The organism is Pseudomonas sp. NEEL19, assembly GCF_028751975.1.
In the GTDB taxonomy this organism is placed as follows: Bacteria; Pseudomonadota; Gammaproteobacteria; order Pseudomonadales; family Pseudomonadaceae; genus Aquipseudomonas; species Aquipseudomonas juntendi.
This window is the reverse complement of the sequence record NZ_CP081491.1, coordinates 310,911-331,744: the sequence shown is the minus strand read 5'-3', so window position 1 is coordinate 331,744 and position 20,834 is coordinate 310,911. Positions and strand designations below refer to the sequence as shown.

General features: G+C 62.3%; 17 protein-coding genes and 3 pseudogenes. 6 read left to right on the top strand and 14 right to left on the bottom strand.

Translation table 11 applies throughout. The features are described from left to right. Positions 1-249: 249 nt before the first annotated feature. Together K4A76_RS01475 and K4A76_RS01470 are read left to right on the top strand one after the other, a co-directional pair. Positions 250-399: pseudogene (locus tag K4A76_RS01475) on the top strand (DUF3077 domain-containing protein); the annotation flags it as partial. Positions 400-558: 159 nt separating this feature from the next. After that, positions 559-765, top strand: coding sequence for a hypothetical protein (locus K4A76_RS01470; RefSeq protein WP_274411389.1), 207 nt, complete (start codon positions 559-561; stop codon positions 763-765). A gap of 42 nt (positions 766-807) precedes the next feature. Here K4A76_RS01470 and fdhA read toward each other — a convergent pair whose 3' ends face one another. From fdhA to K4A76_RS01435, 7 genes are all read right to left on the bottom strand, one after another. Next, a complete protein-coding gene (fdhA, locus tag K4A76_RS01465; RefSeq protein ID WP_009683378.1) occupies positions 808-2,007 on the bottom strand; it encodes a formaldehyde dehydrogenase, glutathione-independent in 1,200 nt (399 codons plus the stop codon). Positions 2,008-2,369: 362 nt separating this feature from the next. Then, positions 2,370-3,227: a formyltetrahydrofolate deformylase gene (gene purU, locus K4A76_RS01460; protein WP_009683377.1), complete on the bottom strand. Its 858-nt coding sequence runs from the start codon at positions 3,225-3,227 to the stop codon at positions 2,370-2,372. A 12-nt stretch (positions 3,228-3,239) separates the two neighbouring features. Next, on the bottom strand, positions 3,240-3,872 hold the full coding sequence (locus tag K4A76_RS01455) for a sarcosine oxidase subunit gamma (protein ID WP_115293268.1): 633 nt from the start codon (positions 3,870-3,872) through the stop codon (positions 3,240-3,242). A 168-nt stretch (positions 3,873-4,040) separates the two neighbouring features. Continuing rightward, the gene (locus tag K4A76_RS01450; RefSeq protein WP_047150218.1) at positions 4,041-7,055 is read right to left on the bottom strand and encodes a sarcosine oxidase subunit alpha; all 3,015 of its coding nucleotides are present in this window, start codon (positions 7,053-7,055) and stop codon (positions 4,041-4,043) included. After that, positions 7,052-7,387, bottom strand: a complete 336-nt coding sequence (locus tag K4A76_RS01445) for a sarcosine oxidase subunit delta (RefSeq protein WP_009683373.1) — start codon at positions 7,385-7,387, stop codon at positions 7,052-7,054. Before K4A76_RS01445 ends, K4A76_RS01450 begins: the two co-directional genes overlap by 4 nt. A gap of 14 nt (positions 7,388-7,401) precedes the next feature. Then, positions 7,402-8,652 (bottom strand): sarcosine oxidase subunit beta family protein, encoded by a 1,251-nt coding sequence (locus K4A76_RS01440; protein WP_003255680.1) that lies wholly within the window; start codon positions 8,650-8,652, stop codon positions 7,402-7,404. A 15-nt stretch (positions 8,653-8,667) separates the two neighbouring features. Then, positions 8,668-9,921 carry a serine hydroxymethyltransferase gene (locus tag K4A76_RS01435; protein ID WP_009683372.1) on the bottom strand — a complete coding sequence of 418 codons (1,254 nt, stop codon included), beginning with the start codon at positions 9,919-9,921 and terminating at the stop codon, positions 8,668-8,670. A 341-nt stretch (positions 9,922-10,262) separates the two neighbouring features. On the opposite strand from K4A76_RS01435, the gene K4A76_RS01430 reads away from it, so the two are divergent. Next, the gene (locus K4A76_RS01430; RefSeq protein ID WP_274411388.1) at positions 10,263-11,303 is read left to right on the top strand and encodes a threonine aldolase family protein; all 1,041 of its coding nucleotides are present in this window, start codon (positions 10,263-10,265) and stop codon (positions 11,301-11,303) included. Between the two features lie 106 nt (positions 11,304-11,409). On the opposite strand, the pseudogene K4A76_RS23805 reads toward K4A76_RS01430, so the two are convergent. From K4A76_RS23805 to K4A76_RS01415, 4 genes and pseudogenes are all read right to left on the bottom strand, one after another. Further along, positions 11,410-11,937 (bottom strand): annotated as a pseudogene (locus K4A76_RS23805) (methyl-accepting chemotaxis protein); the annotation flags it as partial. A 384-nt stretch (positions 11,938-12,321) separates the two neighbouring features. Then, positions 12,322-13,164 (bottom strand): annotated as a pseudogene (locus K4A76_RS23800) (cache domain-containing protein); the annotation flags it as partial. A gap of 385 nt (positions 13,165-13,549) precedes the next feature. After that, positions 13,550-13,852: a cell division protein ZapA gene (locus K4A76_RS01420; protein WP_029886391.1), complete on the bottom strand. Its 303-nt coding sequence runs from the start codon at positions 13,850-13,852 to the stop codon at positions 13,550-13,552. After that, complete coding sequence (locus K4A76_RS01415) at positions 13,849-14,079, bottom strand: hypothetical protein (protein WP_009683367.1); 231 nt, start codon at positions 14,077-14,079, stop codon at positions 13,849-13,851. The genes K4A76_RS01420 and K4A76_RS01415 overlap by 4 nt, the downstream gene beginning before the upstream one ends. 279 nt (positions 14,080-14,358) lie before the next feature. Between K4A76_RS01415 and K4A76_RS01410 the strand changes: the two genes are divergently transcribed. Beyond that, the gene (locus K4A76_RS01410; protein WP_274411387.1) at positions 14,359-15,984 is read left to right on the top strand and encodes a methyl-accepting chemotaxis protein; all 1,626 of its coding nucleotides are present in this window, start codon (positions 14,359-14,361) and stop codon (positions 15,982-15,984) included. 103 nt (positions 15,985-16,087) lie between these two features. Here the strand turns inward: K4A76_RS01410 and gbcB are convergent, their stop codons facing one another. Next, positions 16,088-17,188 (bottom strand): glycine-betaine demethylase subunit GbcB, encoded by a 1,101-nt coding sequence (gbcB, locus tag K4A76_RS01405; protein WP_173887334.1) that lies wholly within the window; start codon positions 17,186-17,188, stop codon positions 16,088-16,090. Between the two features lie 295 nt (positions 17,189-17,483). Here gbcB and gbcA point away from each other — a divergent pair, with 295 nt between their 5' ends. Continuing rightward, positions 17,484-18,776, top strand: coding sequence for a glycine-betaine demethylase subunit GbcA (gene gbcA, locus K4A76_RS01400; RefSeq protein ID WP_182365230.1), 1,293 nt, complete (start codon positions 17,484-17,486; stop codon positions 18,774-18,776). A gap of 75 nt (positions 18,777-18,851) precedes the next feature. On the opposite strand, the gene K4A76_RS01395 is transcribed toward gbcA, so the two are convergent. Next, on the bottom strand, positions 18,852-19,628 hold the full coding sequence (locus tag K4A76_RS01395) for an RHS repeat-associated core domain-containing protein (RefSeq protein ID WP_274411386.1): 777 nt from the start codon (positions 19,626-19,628) through the stop codon (positions 18,852-18,854). On the opposite strand from K4A76_RS01395, the gene K4A76_RS01390 reads away from it, so the two are divergent. After that, positions 19,627-19,911, top strand: a complete 285-nt coding sequence (locus K4A76_RS01390; protein ID WP_274411385.1) for a hypothetical protein — start codon at positions 19,627-19,629, stop codon at positions 19,909-19,911. The two genes, K4A76_RS01395 and K4A76_RS01390, sit on opposite strands and share 2 nt — an antisense overlap. Positions 19,912-20,057: 146 nt before the next feature. Here K4A76_RS01390 and etfB read toward each other — a convergent pair whose 3' ends face one another. Then, a complete protein-coding gene (etfB, locus tag K4A76_RS01385) occupies positions 20,058-20,828 on the bottom strand; it encodes an electron transfer flavoprotein subunit beta (protein WP_003255694.1) in 771 nt (256 codons plus the stop codon). Between the last annotated feature and the right edge of the window lie 6 nt (positions 20,829-20,834).

Genomic DNA, 20,834 nt, shown 5'->3' with positions numbered 1-20,834 from the left:
CAACGAAACGCTTGTCGCAACAGTTTTGGCACCTTATGCCATGCCTCCCATCTTGTACGGGGTAAACACGAATTCCGTCTGTAAGGCGGCATTGAACAAGCACTGTATGAAGGCTGTGCCAACCTCCCCACTCCTCGAACGGCTTGGACGCCCGGCGAGCTAATCTCCTCAGATTTCCGTTTTTTCCACTTTTTTGTAGGAGGCTTCTGAAAGTACGCGCAAACGGTCGCGCAGCAGGCGGTGCTGCTGAAACAAGCGTCGGAACTGATGGGCTATGTGCGGGATTTGACCATTGACGGCCTGATGGACAACAAACCGCAGTTGCTCTGGGCTTCACATTATCTGAGCGCGTTGGCCAAGGCGCTGATGGATGATGCTGAGTTGGGGATGATGCGCTGAGTGATGGGTTGGCAGGGCTGGCCTCTTCGCGGGCATGCCCGCTCCCACAACCGTGCCAGCTTATCAAACTGTTATTTTTGCCAGTATCAAAATCCCTGCAACGGCCCAGAATAGGCGCCAGGCAGCTCCCATTCATCCACTGCGGCAGGGACTTCAACCATGAACAACGCACCGAACAGGATGCTCATCTTCTACCAGGGCAACGATATCATCACGATAATAGACGGCAATTGCCATCGCGCAATCTTCCGCAATGCGAAGCAACCGCTGGCAGAGCTGAGTACAGACGACACTCAAGCCGGCGGCCTGCTGGCCACCGATCAGATGGGCTCGGTGCTTGCCGTACAAGGTTCAGAAAATCCATAAAAAAGCCCCTCGAAATGAGGGGCTTCTTGTTTCGTTACGCGATCACGCCGCGCCCCACATCTTGTGCGGGTCGATCACAAACTTCTTCGGCACCCCGGCATCAAACTCGCCATACCCTTCCGGCGCCTGGTCCAGGTTGATCACCTGCACGCCCACCACTTCGGCAATGTTGATGCGGTCCCACATGATCGCCTGCATCAGCTGGCGGTTGTACTTCATGGTCGGGGTCTGGCCGGTGTGGAAGCTGTGCGACTTGGCCCAGCCCAGGCCGAAGCGGATGCTCAGCGCGCCGATCTTGGCGGCAGCGTCCACCGCGCCCGGGTCTTCGGTCACGTACAGGCCCGGGATACCGATGTTGCCGGCTACGCGGGTAACCTGCATCAGCGAGTTCAGCACCGTGGCCGGGGCTTCGTGCTTGGCACCTTCATGGCCATGGCCGCGGGCCTCGAAGCCGACGGCGTCAACGGCGCAGTCCACTTCCGGCTCGCCGAGGATATCGACGATCTGCTCGTGCAGCGGGGTGTCCTTGGACAGGTCGACCACTTCAAAGCCCTGGGACTTGGCGTGGGCCAGGCGGGCCGGGTTGAGGTCACCCACAATCACGCAAGCAGCGCCCAGCAGGCGCGCCGAGGCAGCGGCGGCCAGGCCGACCGGGCCGGCACCAGCGACATACACGGTGCTGCCTGGGCCTACGCCGGCAGTGACGGCGCCGTGGTAGCCGGTTGGCAGAATGTCGGACAGGCAAGTCAGGTCACGGATCTTCTCCATGGCCTTGTCGCGCTCGGGCAGTTTCAGCAGGTTGAAGTCGGCGTAGGGCACCAGCACGTATTCGGCCTGGCCGCCGGTCCAGTCGCCCATGTCGACGTAACCGTAGGCACCGCCGGCGCGGGCCGGGTTGACGGTGAGGCACACACCGGTGTGCATCTCTTTGCACGAGCGGCAACGGCCGCAGGCAACGTTGAACGGTACCGAAACCAGGTCGCCGATCTGCATGCGCTCGACGTCGCTGCCTTTCTCGACGATTTCACCGGTGATTTCATGGCCCAGAACCAGGCCGACCTGGGCAGTGGTGCGGCCGCGGACCATGTGCTGGTCGGAGCCGCAGATGTTGGTGGAGACCACCTTCAGGATCACGCCATGCTCGATTTTCTTGCCGCGTGGGTCCTGCATTTTCGGGTAGTCGATCTTCTGCACCTCGACCTTGCCGGCGCCGAGATATACCACTCCACGATTGCCAGACATGCTCTTACCTCGCTTGATTTTTATTTATGCAGCGGTGGTTGAACGCGCCGCCATCCTTGGGCGGCATGTGTTTCTGGATGAGGGGAATTGTGGGCCTGATGGGGCCGGGTGCACTGACTGGGAGCGACAGGGAGATGCCTTTTAGCGGCAGGTTTGTCGTTGGAGGATATGGGGGAAACAGAGGTGGTGGCCTGTGATATCCCTGTGGGAGCTGGCTTGCCGGCGATCACCGGCGTAGCCGGTGCCATACACCGCGTCGCCTGCTTCACGGGCTTGCCCGCTCCCACAGGTACTGCGCTGGCTTTGAGTTCACGCAGTACCTGTAGGAGCGGCTTTAGCCGCGAAGAGGCCGGCACAGGTCATTACAGAACTACAGTCCGGTTGGCGTTGAGGAACACCCGCCGCTCGATGTGATACCCCACCGCCCGCGCCAGGGTCAGGCATTCGATGTCGCGACCCTTGGCGATCAGGTCTTCCGGGTAATGGCTGTGGTCCACCACCTCGACGCCCTGGGCAATGATCGGCCCTTCGTCGAGGTCGTTGTTGATGTAGTGCGCCGTGGCACCGACCATCTTCACGCCCTTGTTGTAGGCCTGGTGATAAGGCTTGGCGCCCTTGAACCCGGGCAGCAACGAGTGGTGGATGTTGATCGCCCAGCCGTCCAGGCGCCGGCACAGCTCAGGCGACAGCACTTGCATGTAGCGCGCAAGAATCACCAGCTCGGCACCGGTTTCCTCGATGACCTGCAACACCTTGCGCTCTTGCCCAGGCTTGTCCTTGGGGTCGAGGGCAAAGTGGTAGTACGGGATCTTGTGCCAATGCGCCAAGGGTTCGAGGTCGGGGTGGTTGGACACCACCGCGACCACGTCCATGCCCAGTTGGCCAATGCGCTGGCGATACAGCAGGTCGTTCAGGCAGTGGTCGGCCTTGGACACCATGATCACCACTTTGGGGCGGTGATTCGGGGCGGTCAGCTCGAACACCATGCCGAACGCTTCGCCGCGCTCGGCAAGGCCGGCGCGAAAGCCGGCTTCATCGAAATCGTCCGGCTGGCGAAACTCCACGCGAATGAAGAAACGCCCCGACTGCCGGTCGTCGAAGGAGTGGTGCTCCGTCACGTAGCAGCGCTGCTCGAAGAGGTAACGCGTCACCACGTCGACGGTGCCGAGCATGCTCGGGCAGTCGGCGGTGAGAATCCAGGTATCCGGTGCCCGACTCATGTTCTGCGCTCCTTAAGCCTCGATGCTCAGGCCGTACTCGGCCGAAGCGTCCTGCAGCCACAGCCACCAGTAGTCGGCAAAGCTGCGGCGAATCACCAGTTCCCAGGTGTCTTCGGCAGTACGGCGGATCACCAGTTGCGACTTGGCGAACACGGTGCCGACGGCCTTGCCCACCGGGAAGTTGTTCGGGTGAACATCATAGCTGGTGGACTTCATCAGCACTTCACGTACATGGGGGCCGCGCAGTTCCAGCAGGCTTTGCCCGCCGCTCACATTGACAACCTGGATGTGCTGGCCTTCGAGGGCTGCACGCAGCTTTTGCTCGACCGCCAGTTCCTGGCCGCCAGGCACGATCAGCAGCCACTCATCGGGGCCGACCCATTGCAGCGACATGTCGCCGTTGGCCACCACGGTCAGGGCAACTGGCAACTCCAGGCCCAGGGCCTTGTGTACACCCGCGGCGAATTCCGGGTCATGGCCATCGCCGCGCAGGGTCAGGTGGCCGAGAAACTTCTTTTCGCGCAGGGTTACGCCTGCGTTCTTGCGGCCTTTGCCAACCAGGCTGGCCAGGTCTGCGTGGTGCAGTGGCGACTGGGCCTTGGCCTCGGCGCCGGGGTTTTGCTGGAAGACGTTGATAGCGCTCATTTCTTACCTGCCTTGAATTCTGTTGTCGACCACGATGCCTGCAGGAAACGCCGGCCTTGTGGGAGCGGGCATGCCCGCGAATGCGAGGGTGGATTCACCGCCCTCTTCGCGGGCACGCCCGCTCCCACAGAGACCTCATTCCAACCAGGGACCATTGGTGCCGGGGCCTCAAACGTTCTGCCGCTCACCCTTCGGATCGAAGAACACCGAAGACACGATTTCCGCCTCGATCACGCTGCCATCTGCCTGCGGCGAGTAGACGCGCTCGCCCATGCGCTTGAGGCCGCCTTTGACCACGCCCATGGCGAACGAGTAGCCCAGCGAGTTCGACGCATAGCTGGAAGTCACGTGGCCAACCATGTCCATCGGGATCGGCTGCTTGGGATCGAATACCAGCTGGGCGCCTTCGGGCAGCCACTTGGTCGGGTCGATCGGCTTCAGGCCCACCAGCTGCTTGCGGTTTTCACGCACGCAGTCTTCGCGGTTCATGCCACGCAGGCCGATCCACGAGAACGGCTTATTGCGGCCCACGCACCAGCTCATGTTCAGGTCGTCCGGGTTCATCGAGCCGTCAGTGTCCTGACCGACGATGATGAAGCCCTTCTCGGCGCGCAGAACGTGCATGGTCTCGGTGCCATACGGGGTCAGGTTGTACTTCTTGCCCGCCTCGATGATCTGTTCCAGCACGCCCATGGCGTAGTTGGCCTGCACGTTCACTTCGTACGACAGCTCACCGGTGAACGAAATACGGAACACCCGGGCCGGTACACCGCCTACGTTGCCTTCCTTCCAGGTCATGAACGGGAAGGCTTCCTTGTCCATGTCGATGTCGGTCAGCTCGCTGAGCAGCTTGCGGCTGTTGGGGCCGGACAGGGTCATGGTGGCCCAGTGGTCGGTGACCGAAGTGAAGTACACCTTCAGCTCTGGCCATTCGGTCTGGTGGTACAGCTCCATCCACTGCAGCACGCGTGCAGCGCCGCCGGTGGTGGTGGTCATGATGAAGTGGTTGTCGCCGACGCAGGCGGTTACGCCATCGTCGAAGACCATGCCGTCTTCCTTGCACATCAGGCCGTAGCGGGCCTTGCCCACGTCGAGCTTGGTCCAGGCATTGGTGTAGATGCGGTTGAGGAACTCACGGGCATCCGGGCCCTGGATGTCGATCTTGCCCAGGGTGGAGGCGTCCAGCAGGCCCACGCTGTCACGCACGGCCTTGCATTCGCGGGCCACGGCAGCATGGATATCTTCACCAGCCTTGGGGAAGTACCAAGGGCGCTTCCACTGGCCGACGTCTTCGAACTCGGCGCCGTTCTTCACGTGCCAGGCATGCAGGGCGGTGAAGCGTACGGGCTCGAACAGGTGACCACAGTGGCGGCCCGCTACCGCGCCGAAGGTGACCGGCGTGTAGTTGGGGCGGAACATGGTGGTACCCATTTCCGGAATGGTAATGCCGATGGAACGGGCGGCAATGGCCAGGCCGTTGATGTTGCCCAGCTTGCCCTGGTCGGTACCAAAGCCCAGCGCGGTGTAGCGTTTGACGTGCTCGACCGACTCGAAACCTTCACGGGTGGCCAGCTCGATACCAGCGGCGGTCACGTCGTTCTGCTGGTCGACGAACTGCTTCGGCCCTTTGGTGCCCTTGTCGTGCGGTACCAGGAACAGCGCCACGGTGGCCTCTTCCTTGCGCGCAACGGTTTTCGGCAGGGTGCCAACGGTGGCCTTGAAACCAGCTTCGGTGGCCGCGCGAACGCCGCCTTCGAAACCATCGGCAATCACATCGCCCAGGGCGTAGACGCCATTGATGCCACCCACGCATTCGCGTTTTTGCGGCGCATCGCCCGGTACGAAACCGAGGATGTCGTCACGCCATACCGGGCGACCGCCCAGGTGCGATGCCAGGTGAACGATCGGGCTGTAACCGCCCGACGAAGCGATCAGGTCGCACTCGAGGGTTTCGCCAGGGCTGGTGACCTTGTGCGCCTGCACATCGATCGCCGCCACACGGGCGCCGGTCACGTGCTTGCTGCCCTTGGCCTCGATCACGGCACTGGAGGTAAGGATGCGGATGCCTTTGGCACGCGCTTCTTCAACCAGCGAACCACGCGGGTTGTGGCGGGCATCGGCAATGGCGACCACTTGCAAGCCGGCATCGTGCCAGTCCAGCGCCGCGCGGTAGGCGTGGTCGTTGTTGGTCGACAGCACCAGCTTGCGGCCCGGGGCCACGCCGTAGCGGCGTACGTAGGTGGACACGGCACCGGCCAGCATGTTGCCCGGCACGTCGTTGTTGCCGTACACCAGCGGCCGCTCGTGGGCGCCGGCAGCCAGTACCACGCGCTTGGCGCGCACACGGTGCACGCGGTGGCGTACCTGGCCGATCGGGGCGCGGTCGCCGAGGTGGTCGGTGAGGCGCTCGTGAATGGTCAGGAAGTTATGGTCGTGGTAGCCGTTGACCGTGGCACGTGGCAGCAGGGTCACTTCCGGCAGGCCTTCCAGCTCTTTGACCACGGCGCTGACCCATTCGGCGGCAGGCTTGCCGTCCAGGGTTTCGCGGGTATCGAGCAGGCTGCCGCCGAACTCTTCCTGTTCGTCAGCCAGGATCACCCGGGCACCGCTGCGCGCGGCGGCCAGTGCTGCTGCCAGGCCAGCAGGGCCGGCACCGACGATCAGCACGTCGCAGTGCTGGTTCATGTAGTCGTAGCTGTCCGGGTCGTTCTGCAGCGGTGCACGGCCCAGGCCGGCTGCCTTGCGGATGTACTTCTCGTAAGTCATCCAGAACGATTTGGGGTACATGAAGGTTTTGTAGTAGAAGCCCGGCGGCATCATGCTGCCGCCGACCTTGCCCAGGATGCCCATGACGTCGTTGTTGACGTTCGGCCAGCCGTTGGTGCTAGTGGCGACCAGGCCTGCATACAGCGCCTGCTGGGTGGCACGCACGTTGGGGATCTGGGTGGCTTCGCTGGAGCCGATCTGCAGGATGGCGTTCGGCTCTTCGGTACCGGCGGCGATGATGCCGCGAGGGCGCGAGTACTTGAAGCTGCGGCCAACGATGTCGACGCCGTTGGCCAGCAACGCGGCGGCCAGGCTGTCACCGGCATAACCCTGGTAGGTCTTGCCGTTGAAGGTGAAGTTCAGGACCTTGCTGCGGTCGATACGGCCGCCGCTGGCGAGGCGATAGGTCTGGCTCATACTTTTTCCCCTTGGCCTTTGACGGCGGACGGTGCGCTGGCAGCTTTACCGTTGGCGGTCACTTGCGGCTTTTCGCCAATCTTGTAGGTTTCCAGAATTTCGTAGGTCACGGTGTCGCGGGTGACGTTGAAGTACTGGCGGCAGCCGGCAACGTGGTCCCACAGTTCGTGGTGAATACCGCGTGGGTTGTCACGGTAGAACATGTAGGTACCCCACTCCTCGTCGGAGCAGGCGGCCGGGTCCAGCGGGCGGGCGATGTGCGCCTGGCCAGAGGCGTGGAACTCTTCTTCGGAGCGCAGCTCGCCGCAGTGGGGACAGAAAATATGCAACATGACGGTGTCTCCGGTTAGTGGGCGACGGCGGCGGCGCCGTGTTCGTCGATCAGTGCGCCGTTGTAGAAGCGGTCCATGGAGAACGGCGCAGCCAGTGGGTGCATTTCGCCCTTGGCCAAGCTCGCGGCAAAGACGTTGCCCGAACCCGGGGTCGCCTTGAAGCCGCCAGTACCCCAACCGCAGTTGAAGAACATGTTCTTGACCGGGGTCTTGGTGATGATCGGGCAGGCGTCCGGCGAGGTATCGACGATGCCGCCCCACTGGCGGTTCATGCGAACGCGCGACAGGTTGGGGAACATCTCGACGATGGCTTGCAGGGTATGCTCGATCACCGGGTACGAACCGCGCTGGCCGTAACCGACCCAACCGTCGATACCGGCACCGATCACCAGGTCGCCCTTGTCGGACTGGCTGATGTAGCCGTGTACGGCGTTGGACATGATCACGCTGTCGATGATTGGCTTGATCGGCTCGGATACCAGGGCTTGCAGCGGGTGCGATTCCAGCGGCAGGCGGAAGCCGGCCAGCTTGGCCATGTGCCCCGAGTTACCGGCGGTGACCACGCCGACGCGCTTGGCGCCGATGAAACCCTTGTTGGTTTCCACGCCGATGACGGCACCGTTTTCCTTGCGGAAACCGATCACCTCGGTTTGCTGGATCAGGTCCACACCCAGGGCGTCGGCGGCACGGGCAAAGCCCCAGGCCACGGCATCGTGACGGGCCACGCCGCCGCGGCGCTGCACGGTGGCACCAAGAATCGGGTAGCGGGTGTTCTTCGAGCAGTCCAGGTACGGGATTTCGGCCGCGACCTGGGCGGTGTTCAGCAGCTCGCCATCCACGCCGTTCAGGCGGTTGGCCGACACGCGACGTTCGGAGTCACGCATGTCCTGCAGGGTGTGGCACAGGTTGTACACGCCGCGCTGGGAGAACATGACGTTGTAGTTGAGGTCCTGGGACAGGCCCTCCCACAGCTTCATGGCGTGCTCGTACAGGTGGGCCGACTCGTCCCACAGGTAGTTGGAGCGCACGATGGTGGTGTTACGGGCAGTGTTGCCACCGCCCAGGTAGCCTTTTTCGATCACGGCCACGTTGGTGATGCCGTGTTCCTTGGCCAGGTAGTAGGCCGTGGCCAGGCCATGGCCGCCACCGCCAACGATCACCACGTCGTAGACCTTTTTAGGGGTCGGCGTGCGCCACATGCGCTGCCAGTTCTCGTGGTGGCTGAGGGAGTGTTTGAAAAGGCCGAAGCCCGAATAGCGTTGCATTGTCGTTTACTCCACTCAGCGGTAAACAGGGAAATCAGCGCACAGTGCCGCGACGTTCTTCGCCACATCGGCTTCCACGTCTGCGTCACCGAGGTTGTCGAGGATGTCGCAGATCCAGCCGGCCAGGGCCACGCACTGGGTGACCTTGAAGCCGCGGGTGGTGACGGCCGGGGTGCCGATGCGCAGGCCCGAGGTCACGAACGGCGATTGCGGGTCGTTCGGCACGGCGTTCTTGTTGACGGTAATGTGCGCGCGGCCCAGGGCTGCGTCGGCATCCTTGCCGGTGAGGCCCTGACGAATCAGGCTGACCAGGAACAGGTGGTTGTCGGTACCGCCGGACACCACGTCATAGCCGCGGTCGATGAACACCTGGGCCATGGCCTGGGCGTTTTCGATCACTTGTTGCTGGTAGGCCTTGAAGCCAGGTTCCAGGGCTTCCTTGAAGCACACGGCCTTGGCGGCGATCACGTGCATCAGCGGGCCGCCCTGGGCGCCCGGGAAGACCGCGGCGTTGAGCTTCTTCTCGATCTCTTCGTTGGCCTTGGCCAGGATCAGGCCACCACGCGGGCCACGCAGGGTTTTGTGGGTGGTGGTGGTGACCACATCGGCGAACGGGATCGGGTTCGGGTACAGGCCAGCGGCGACCAAGCCTGCCACGTGGGCCATGTCGACGAACAGCAGTGCACCCACTTTGTCGGCGATGGCGCGGAAGCGCGGGAAGTCCAGGGTCTTGGAGTAGGCCGAGAAACCGGCAACGATCATTTTCGGCTTGTGCTCGACGGCCAGGCGCTCGACTTCGTCGTAGTCGATCAGGCCAGTATTGGTATCGATGCCGTATTGCACAGCGTTGTACAGTTTGCCCGAGGACGACACTTTGGCGCCGTGGGTCAGGTGGCCGCCGTGGGCCAGGCTCATGCCGAGGATGGTGTCACCAGCCTGCAGCAGGGCCAGGTAGACAGCGCCGTTGGCCGACGAGCCGGAGTGCGGCTGAACGTTGGCGTAGTCGGCGCCGAACAGTTGCTTGGCGCGCTCGATGGCCAGGGCCTCTACCTTGTCGACGTGCTCGCAGCCGCCGTAGTAGCGCTTGCCTGGGTAGCCTTCGGCGTATTTGTTGGTCAGGCCGCTGCCTTGGGCCTGCATCACGCGCTTGGAGGTGTAGTTTTCCGAGGCGATCAGCTCGATGTGGTCTTCCTGGCGCTGCTCTTCGGCATTCATCGCCGCCAGCAGTGCATCATCGTAACCCTGGATCTGGTCTTGCTTGCTGAACATCGTGTATCTCCCGGCAGCGATCGTTTTTTGTCGTGGGGCACTGCGGCCCTTTGTGGCGATGTTATGACTGGGCGGGGTAGGTCAGATGCCTGCGCACGCCTTGCAATGGCGCGTTTACGACATTCGTTTTTTTGCCGTTGCTGCCGGCCTGTTCGCGGGCATGCCCGCTGCCACAGGTTGGCGGTGTTCTGAGGGTTTGAGGTAACCCTGTGGGAGCGGGCTTGCCCGCGAAGCGGCCAGCACAGACAACCCAGCAACCGACTGTTGCACAGCTTGTATAGGCAACCGCCGAATCGATGGTTTAGAGTGCTGATCTGCGTCGTTCACAGGACAGTAGTGTCATGACAGACAAGAGCCAACAATTCGCCAGCGACAACTATTCCGGCATCTGCCCCGAAGCCTGGGCGGCGATGGAGAAGGCCAACCACGGCCACGACCGCGCCTATGGCGACGACCAATGGACCGAGCGCGCGGCCGAGTACTTCCGCAAGCTGTTCGAAACCGATTGCGAAGTGTTTTTCGCCTTCAATGGCACTGCCGCCAACTCCCTGGCCCTGGCCTCGTTGTGCCAGAGCTACCACAGCGTGATCTGCTCCGAGACCGCCCACGTCGAAACCGACGAATGCGGCGCACCCGAGTTCTTTTCCAACGGTTCCAAGCTGCTGACCGCAGCCAGCGTGCACGGCAAGCTGACGCCGGCGTCCATCCGCGAAGTGGCGCTCAAGCGCCAGGACATCCACTACCCCAAGCCCCGCGTGGTCACCATCACCCAGGCCACCGAGGTCGGCACGGTCTACCGCCCCGACGAACTCAAGGCCATCAGCGCCACCTGCAAGGAACTGGGCCTCAACCTGCACATGGACGGCGCGCGCTTCACCAATGCCTGCGCGTTCCTGGGCTGCAGCCCGGCGGAGCTGACCTGGAAGGCCGGCGTCGACGTGCTGTGCTTTGGCGGCACCAAGAACGGTATGGCGGTGGGCGAGGCGATCCTGTTCTTCAACCGCCAGCTGGCCGAGGACTTCGGCTACCGCTGCAAGCAGGCGGGGCAGCTGGCGTCGAAAATGCGCTTCCTGTCGGCGCCGTGGGTGGGGCTGCTGGAAGGTGGCGCCTGGCTGCGCCACGGCAGCCACGCCAACCATTGCGCGCAGCTGCTGGCATCTTTGGTGAGTGATTTGCCGGGGGTCGAGCTGATGTTCCCGGTGGAGGCCAACGGGGTATTCCTGCAAATGCCGGAGTACGCCATTGAAGCACTGCGGGGCAAAGGCTGGCGGTTCTATACCTTTATTGGCAGCGGCGGGGCGCGGTTCATGTGCTCGTGGGATACCGAGCAAGAGCGGGTGCGTGAGCTGGCGGCGGATATCCGCAGCATAATCACCGCCTGACAGATTGCATTCGCGGGCATGCCCGCTCCCACAGGGTTACCGCCGTCTTCAAGCGCTGTGCAGTACCTTTGGGAGCGGGCAAGCCCGCGAAGAAGCCAACCCCAATCTAAAGCTTGAACCCACCCATCTGCCGCGCCAGGTCATCAGCCAAGCTACGCAACGCCTGACATTCCTCCCGGCACCCTTGCACCTCGGCCGCCGTCTCCCGCGCCAGATCGGAAATCCCCTGCACCGTGCGGTTGATTTCCTCGGTCACCGCCGACTGCTCTTCAGTCGCCGTAGCCACCTGGTGGTTCATGTCGCTGATGTGCTCCACCTGATCAGTAATCGCACCCAGCGACGCTCCTGTACGCTGGCTCGCTTCCACCCCGGTGCCCGTCGCCTGTTGCCCTGCCTGCATCGAAGTCACCGCAGAACCTGCCCCTTGCTTGAGGCGCTGGATCATCTGCTGCACTTCATCGGTGGACAACTGCGTGCGCCGGGCCAGCGTCCGTACTTCATCGGCGACCACGGCAAACCCGCGGCCCATGTCCCCTGCCCGCGCGGCTTCGATGGCAGCATTCAGCGCCAACAGGTTGGTCTGCTCGGAAATACTGCGGATTACCGCCAATACTTCATCGATCGAGGCCACTTCATCGGCCAACTGGCTGACCGCATCGGCGGCCTTGCCAATGTCGCCCGACATGCCCTCGATGCCTCGCACCGACCGCTGCACCACCTCGCGCGCCTGCAATGCCTCATCCCGTGCCGCCTGCGACGCTTGAGCTGCCTGACCGGCGTTGCGCGCAATGTCCTGCACCGTCAGGCCCATCTCGTGCACGGCGGTGGCGACCATTGCGGTCATGTCTTGCTGGCGCCCTGAGCGCTCGGCGGTGTTGTCCACTACCTGCGTCACCTGCTCCACGGCCCGGTGCAGGCGCTCGGAAGTATTCAGTACCTCGCCGATCAGGTCGCGCTGGCTGCCCTGGAAGCGGTTGAAGCCACGGGCCAGGTCGCCCAGTTCATCCGGGCGTGAGTCATCCAGGCGCTGGCTGAGGTCGCCCGCACCGCTGCCAATCTGCACCAGCGCAGCAGTGACGCGCCGCAGCGGCCGCACCAGGCCGCGTGCCAGCAACACCACCAGCAGCAACGAAACCAGGGCCACGGCGCCACCAATCAGGCTGGTCAGCCATACCGCCTGTTGCATGGGGGCGTAGATTTCCGCTTCTGGCACTTCGGCGACCAAGGTCCAGTTCAGGTCACGCAAAGGCAGGCCAAAGGCCAGGTATTGTTCGCCGTCACGCTCGAAGCGGCCGCTGCGCAGGCTGGCGCCGCCGCTCAGTACCGCCTTGGCAGCCTGGGCGCCAAGCTGCTCGCCGAGCTGGCGCTTGCCACTTAACGCAGCTTCCGGGTGCACCTGGACAAGGCCATCGTTGCGCACCAGAAATACCTTGCCATGCTCGCCGAAACTGAAGTCGTGGATCAGTTTCGACAGCTCGGTCATTTGCAGGCCCATACCGGCCACGCCGACCAACCGGCCGTTCTTTTCCACGCGGTAGTCGATGAACAGCGCCAGCTCGCCCGTGGAGCCGTCGACATCGATGTTGATGAACCGCTCGGCACCGCTGTCGACGTAGCCGTAGAACCAGCTGTCCTTGGGGTTGCTGCGGTCGAGGGTTCGGTCCAGGCCATTTTCGTTGTAGTAATGGCCGGTTTCGGTCGCCACGAACAGGGTGGTGAACGCCCGGTTGCGCTGCTTGGCTGCCGTGAGGTATTCGAGAAACTGCGGGACCTGGGCGGGGTCTTCACCGGCGGCAAGCCAGTCGCGCAGCAGGGTATTGCCGGCAATGTCCGCCGCTGCCACCAGCGGCTGGCCCAGCATGTGTTCGATTTCGTTGCGGATGGCCTCGATGCTGGCCGGCAGGGCGGTGTCCACCAGGTAACGCTCGGTGAGGCGATTGAGCGCCACGGTGAAGATGATGACCACCACCAGGATGCTCGCCAGCAAGGCACCACCCATGCTGGTTATCAATTGCCACTGGATGCTCTTGCGCCAGAAACCCATGCCCTACCCCCCGCAACATTATTGTTTTGCGAGAAGTGTATACACTTGAGTATTCCGTTAATCCAGTCATTGGGGACAATGCACTGGAACTTGGGGCTGCTTTGCAGCCCATCGCGACACAAGGCCGCTCCTACAGGGGTCGGGTCAAGCTGTAGGTGCGGCCTTGTGTGGCGAAAGGGGCGCGTAGCGCCCAAACGACCGATCAGGACTCTGCGATTGTGCGGACGATGGCATCCACAGTCGCGTCGATCTGCGCCTGGGTGCGCGCCAGGGTTTGCTGGTGCTCTTTCTGCAACTCGACCTGCCTGGAGCAAAGGTTGAGGGCAGCCAGTACCAGCAGCTTGTCGCCGATCAACGTCGGGTACTGGCGCTTGGTTTCGTTAAGGGCAGTGTTGAGCATCCGTACCGCCTGGGCCAAGGTTTCTTCCTGGCCTTCGGGCGCCTTGATCGAATAGTCGATGCCGAGAATCGACACGACATTGATCGGCTGCTCTTGCAGTCTCATGCGCCGACAACGCCCGCACTGGCGCGCTCAACCAGGGCCTGGATGCGTGCGGCGGTGGCGCCGTTCTTTTCTTCCTGCTCCATCAGCGACAGCTGCAGGGTTTCGTTTTCTTCCTTGGCCTGGGCCAGTTCCTGGCCAAGGGCGGTGTTCTGCTCGGCAAGTTGAGCGTTCTTCTGCATCAGGTCGCTGACCAGTTGCTCGATTTGATTCAGGGAAGCTTCCAGCATGGGTCTATCTCAGGTTGTTGCGAGGGGCGCACACGATAAAGAAAACTGCCGCCCATCGCCATTAAATATCGGATTCACAAGGTTGCTGACCCGCAGATTGACAGAGGAACCACCCCCTTGTTCCGACCTGGGTCAACCGCCGGTCAGGAAATGATTAGCGCCCTCATAATTTTTTACGGCCCCACTCAAGACTCGGCAGTCACGACCGATAGCCCGGCAAGTCCCATTTCGTCGCACCTCAAGCCCCCCCTGCCCTTTCTTGCCTGGATCCCTTCTGCCATGTCTCTACGCAACATGAATATCGCCCCGCGCGCGCTACTTGGCTTCGCCTTGATTGGCCTGTTGATGCTCGGCCTCGGCACCTTTTCGCTGGTACAAATGGGCAACATCCGCCAGGCAGGCGAAGTCATCGAGCAGGTCAACGTACCGAGCATCAAGATTCTGGACGAGCTGACCGGGCTGAACCTGCGCATGCGCACGCTCTCGTACCGCCTGCTGGTCAACCGCGATGCCCAGACCCAGCGCGATACCCTGAACCTGCTCGACCAGCGCAATGCCCAGATGGACCGCGCCCGCGAGGCCTACATGCCCATGATCCGCGCCGACGACGAACAGGCAGCCTTCGACCAGTTCGGCCAGTTGCTCAGCCAGTACCGCCAACTTGAGTCGCGCATGCGCACCCTCAGCCAGGAGAACCGCCTCGATGAACTGAGCGACATGCTGAACCGCGACCTGATGGCCAACTCCGAGCAGATGAACAAGGTCATGGACACCCTGCTACGCATCAACACCGAGCAGACTCGCGCCACCAACGAGAAAGCCGCCGAGCAATACGGCACGGCCTTCGCGCTGGTCATTGGCCTGTTGATCGGCGCCAGCGTACTGACCTTCGTCTGTGCCTTCCTGCTGACCCGCAGTATCGTCAAGCCGATCGAAGAGGCGCTCAAGAGCGCCGAGCAAATTGCCGACGGTGACCTGACCCACACCGTACGCGCCGAAGGTACCGACGAGGCTGCCCGCCTGTTGCGCGCCATGGCCCGCATGCAGGACAAGCTGCGCGACACCCTGCAACAGATCGCCGGCTCCGCCACCCAGCTGGCCTCGGCAGCCGAGGAGCTGAACACGGTCACCGATGAAAGCGCCCGTGGCCTGCAACAGCAGAACAACGAAATCCAGCAAGCCGCCACCGCCGTTACCGAAATGACCAGCGCCGTGGAAGAAGTGGCGCGCAACGCGGTGAGCACTTCCGAGGCATCCAGTGAAGCCAGCCGCTCGACCGGCGACGGCCGAGACCTGGTGCTGGAAACCGTGGCTGCCATCGAGCGCATGAGCGGCGATGTGCAAGGTACTGCCAAGCTGGTCACCCACCTGGCCGAGCAGTCACGAGATATCGGCAAGGTGCTGGACGTGATCCGTGGCCTGGCCGACCAGACCAACCTGCTGGCACTCAACGCGGCCATCGAAGCAGCGCGTGCTGGTGAAGCGGGCCGTGGCTTTGCCGTGGTGGCGGACGAAGTGCGGGCACTGGCGCACCGTACCCAGCAGTCGACCAGTGAGATCGAACGCATGATAGGCAGCATTCAGGGGGGTACGGAACAGGCTGTGGAGTCGATGCGTACCAGCACCGAGCGGGCTGAATCAACGCTCAACATCGCGCGCGGGGCCGGCCTGGCGCTGGATACCATTGCCGGGGCGGTGGCGCAGATCAACGAGCGTAACCTGGTGATCGCCAGCGCCGCCGAAGAACAGGCACAGGTGGCGCGGGAGGTGGACCGCAACCTGGTGAATATCAATGACCTGTCGGTGCAGAGTGCGACCGGGGCGCATCAGACCAGTGCAGCGAGTGCTGAACTGTCGCGCCTCGCCGTGGATCTCAATGGCCTTGTAGCCCGGTTCCGTACTTGAAACAGCGGGGCCGCTTTGCGGCCCATCGCGACACAAGGCCGCTCCTACAAGGGACCGCAACCTTGTGTCGCGATGGGCTGCGCAGCAGCCCCCCAATTTCGGATCAGTAATCGATCCGCACATCCCCTTTCGGCACGCTGCAGCACGACAGGATGTAGCCCTCGGCTTCGTCCTCTTCGGTGATGCCGCCGTTGTGCTCCATTTCCACTTCGCCACCCAGCTTGAGCACCTTGCACGTACCGCAAATGCCCATGCCGCAGGCTTTCGGGATCATCAGGCCAACCTTGGCCGCAGCGGCATGCACGGTCTCGCCCGGGGCAATGCGAATGCTCTTCTCGCTGCCGATGAACTCCACCAGGTTGAGGTCGGAGGCGTCCACCTCTGGGGCATCGGCCGCCTGCTCGGCGTGTTCCACTGCGTCGGCCTTGGCCTCCGGCGGCGTGGCGCCGAACGATTCCTCGTGGTAATTGGCCATGTCGAAGCCGACCGCTTCGAGCAGGCGCTTGACCGCGTTCATGTACGGCGTCGGGCCGCAGCAGAACACCACGCGCTCCATGTAGTCCGGCGCGATCAGTTCCATCAGCCGCTGGTTCAGGTAACCGCGGTAACCCGCCCACGGCTCACCCAGGCCATGCTTTTCGCAAATGATGTGCAGGCTGAAGTTGGGGATGCGCGAAGCCATCTGCTCCAGCTCGCGGTGGTAGATGATGTCCTTCGGCGAGCGGGCGCTGTGCACGAACACCATGTCGACATTGGCGTTGGTGTCGTAGAACCAGCGCGCCATCGACATTACCGGGGTAATGCCCACGCCGCCCGACAGGTACAGCACCTTGCCCGAAGGGAAGTCGATGGCATTGAACAGGCCCACAGGGCCGTGCACCGGCACCTCGAGGCCTTCGTGCATGGTGTCGTGCAGGAAGTTCGAGACCAGCCCGCCCGGCACGCGCTTGACGGTGATCGAGAAGCTGTACGGCACCGATGGCGAACTGGAGATGGTATAGGAACGCATCACCGGCTTGCCTTCGATCTCCAGCTCCAGGGTGACGAACTGCCCTGGCTTGAAGAAGAACATGATTGGCTGGTCGGCCATGAAGCAGAAGGTGCGCACGTCCCAGGTCTCCTGGATGACCTTGACGCAGCGCACGATGTGGCGGCCATTGGCCCAGGTCTGGGTAGTGACCGGATTGAGGAAGGTATCGGACATGTTCATCTCCAGCGGCCGACTATGGCCCTTTTTATGGCTGCGATAATGCGCAAGCTGAACACGACGCACATTCCTGCCTGCGACATCGACGTGCTTATCGCGACCAGGCCCGTGGCACAAGGCCTGGCGCGTCGTTATTCAATTCGGCCATGTCGCCCATGGATACGGTTCACGACGTCTTCGGACGCACACTCCACGGCAAAACAACATGCTGTTTTTTCAACGACAGCCTTGCGGCACCACCACAACGATTAGCCACCTTTTGCCGGCCGCGCACGGCCCCGAGGAATACACGATGGACGTCACCGCAACCCTGAGCCTGGGCGATCCACTTGAACCTGCACGCAAGGCTACCGCCGAGATGCTGCAGACCCGCGAGCGCACCTACTCGCTGCCCCAGCCGTTCTACACCGACGAGCGTCTGTTCCAGATCGACATGCAGGAAATCTTCCATAAAGAATGGTTGATTGCCGGCATGACCTGCGAGATCCCGGCCAAGGGCAACTACATCACCCTGCAGATCGGCAAGAACCCGATCATCGTGGTGCGCGGTGCCGAAGGCAAGGTGCATGCCTTCCACAACGTCTGCCGCCACCGCGGCTCACGCCTGTGCGTCAGCGAAAAAGGCAAGGTGGCCAAGCTGGTGTGCCCATACCACCAGTGGACCTACGAGCTGGACGGCCGCCTGCTGTTCGCCGGCACCGAGATGGGTGCCGACTTCGACATGAACCAGTATGGCCTCAAGCCCGTGAACGTGAAGGTCGCAGGCGGCTACATCTTCATCAGCCTGGCGCAGAACCCGCCAGCCATCGACGAGTTCCTGGCCACCCTGGACCACTACATGGAACCGTACGACATGGAAAACACCAAGGTGGCGGTGCAGACCACCTTGATGGAAAAGGCCAACTGGAAGCTGGTACTGGAAAACAACCGCGAGTGCTACCACTGCAACGGTTCGCACCCGGAGCTGCTGCAAACCCTGCTGGAATGGGACGACACCAACGACCCGCGCGCCAGCCAGGAATTCAAGGACCACGTGGCCGCCTCTGCCGCCGCCTGGGAAGCCGAGAAGATCCCTTACCTGCACAAGAGCCATGGCCTGCGTAACCGTATCGTGCGCATGCCGCTGCTCAAGGGCACCGTGTCGATGACCATGGACGGCAAGCAGGCCTGCCAGAAACTGATGGGGCGCATCAAGAACCCGGACCTGGGCTCGATGCGCATCCTGCACCTGCCGCACTCGTGGAACCACTGCATGGGCGACCACATGATCGTGTTCACCGTATGGCCGATCAGTGCCCAGGAAACCATGGTCACCACCAAGTGGCTGGTGCACAAGGACGCTGTGGAAGGTGTGGACTACAACCCGGAAAACATGCGCAAGGTGTGGGACGCCACCAACGACCAGGACCGTCGACTGGCGGAAGAGAACCAGCGTGGTATCAACTCTACCGCTTACCAGCCAGGGCCGTACTCGAAAACCTATGAGTTTGGCGTGGTGAACTTCATCGACTGGTACAGCCAGCGGGTGCTGGAGAACCTGGGGGCGGAGCCGGCGCCGTATCTGAAGGAAGTGCAGGCGCAGTAATCAATTGATCGCCTGCCTTGTCGCCTTCGGCAAGGCAGGCGATCTGACTGCCGAGATTCATGCGCGCGCATGTGCCTAATCCCCACGAATCCTCGCTGCGTTTGAGTGCACATCCTCAAGGCTTGATTCTCGACTCCTCCTAGTAAATTTCAGCGACTCGATCGGATACCGGTTCCGCTGCATGCTTCCAATAAGCTGCCAAGCCTCGACTCCACTGGTGAATAGCCCGGTTGCAGTCAGCCCCACTGTAACCCACAGGTAATCATCGTTCTCAGGCTCTACGATCCTGGCGATCGAGAACCCCAGCCCCGCTAACGCGGCACCAGCGCTAATCGCAGACATCGTCCATGCCAGTCGCGTCGGCTTGGCTATCGGATTTTCTGGTGTGCTGTAGGTCACCTCCCCCGTGCGGCTCGCAGGATAACCACCTGTCGCCGATGTCAGCTTCCTGTCCCGCGACATCGTTCTGAATTTCAGCCAGCTGATGAATCCGCTGAACAGGTTGGTAATTCCCGCCAATATCGGTAGCACAACATCCTCGGCAGACTTTGCGCTGGGATCATGGTGGTTGACAGGGTCACCAAGGCAGTAGCAATAAGCATTGAGCCCGCCCTCGTCGAACGGGCTTAACGTGTCTGGCGACAGAAAACGCATAAGCGAGGGTTGGTAGTAACGATGGCCATTTCCCAACGGGTAAAGCCCAGTCAATGCATCACGATACTGCCCACAAAAAGCCAGCGTTGGCGGGGAGGCAGAGTGCATCACGCCGTAGGGCGAATAGGCACGCGAGCCGTAGGGAAGCGCACGCAGTACAGAACGCTGCCGATCGGCACCCAGCAAGGATGTCGCCATGAGTTATCCACAAATTTCAATACTTGTGGATAAGGTAATGGCTGATTGGCAACCTGAGTACTGGCAAAAATGTCAGGCTGACTACTGGCCTAAGTACGCACATTCGAAAACAGAGGCAGTGGCTGATCGTTTATTGATCAAAACCCTGAAAGGCCCGTTACATATGGCCTATAGAGATGCGCCCACACTTTATCCACACCTTGGCGAACAGATTCCGTGGGCAGAACGAGGTGTTTCTGCCCGACAAATTGGAAAGTGGCCACAGTTATCGTGCATGACTTGAAGAAGATGCGGTCGATGTAGGAGCGGCCTTGTGTCGCGATGGGCTGCGCAGCAGCCCCGGCAATCTTGAGTCAGGCTCGAAATCCAGGGGCTGCTGCGCAGCCCATCGCGACGCAAGGCCGCTCCTACAAGGGATCGCGTGAAGCCTTAACGCAGCACGCCCTCTTCCACCAGCAGCTTGAGGATGGCTTCGGCGCCTTCCTGAGGAGAAACGTCCTTCAACACCTTGCCACCGCCACCACTGGCCTTGGCCGTCGCTGCCTTCATGCGGTCGGCACCGCTCTTGGCCTTGATCACCTTCAACCGCTTGGGCCGTGGCCGGGCCGGTTGCAGCTCTGCCTCGGCCAGCAGTTCGTCTTCGACGATGGCCACGTTACGTGCCGCCAATACGCCCCGGCGTGCCGGGCCAAAGGCACTCTGGCGTGGCTTGGGTGCAGCGTTATCCACAGTCGCCAGCAACGGCAGGCGCACCTTCAAGCGACGCCGCTGGCCACGTGGCAGAGCCTGCAGGACCTGGGCGGTGCCGTTGTCGATCGACTCCACCTCGGCCAACCCTACAATCAACGGCCAACCCAGCTTCTCCGCCAGCAGGAACGGCAACATGCCCGACCCCTCGCCGGTCTCGGCCTGGCTGCCGGTCAGCACCAGTTGGGCCCCGGCGTCGCGCAGATAATCGCCCAGCACGCCCAGCACATCGGCACCGGCCGGTTGCTCCAGCACGTCGAGGTGGTCCAGGCCCATGCCCAGGTAAGCGCGCAAAGCCTCTTCCTGTGGATCGCCAGCATGCACCACTTGCAAGTTATCCCCAGCCAGCTGCAAGCCCAGTTCCACGGCGCGGGCATCCTGTTCGGCGCGGCGGGCGCGGCCGGAGCTGGGGTGGGCACCGATGGAAACCAGGCTGATCACTTTCGTACTCATGCTCGT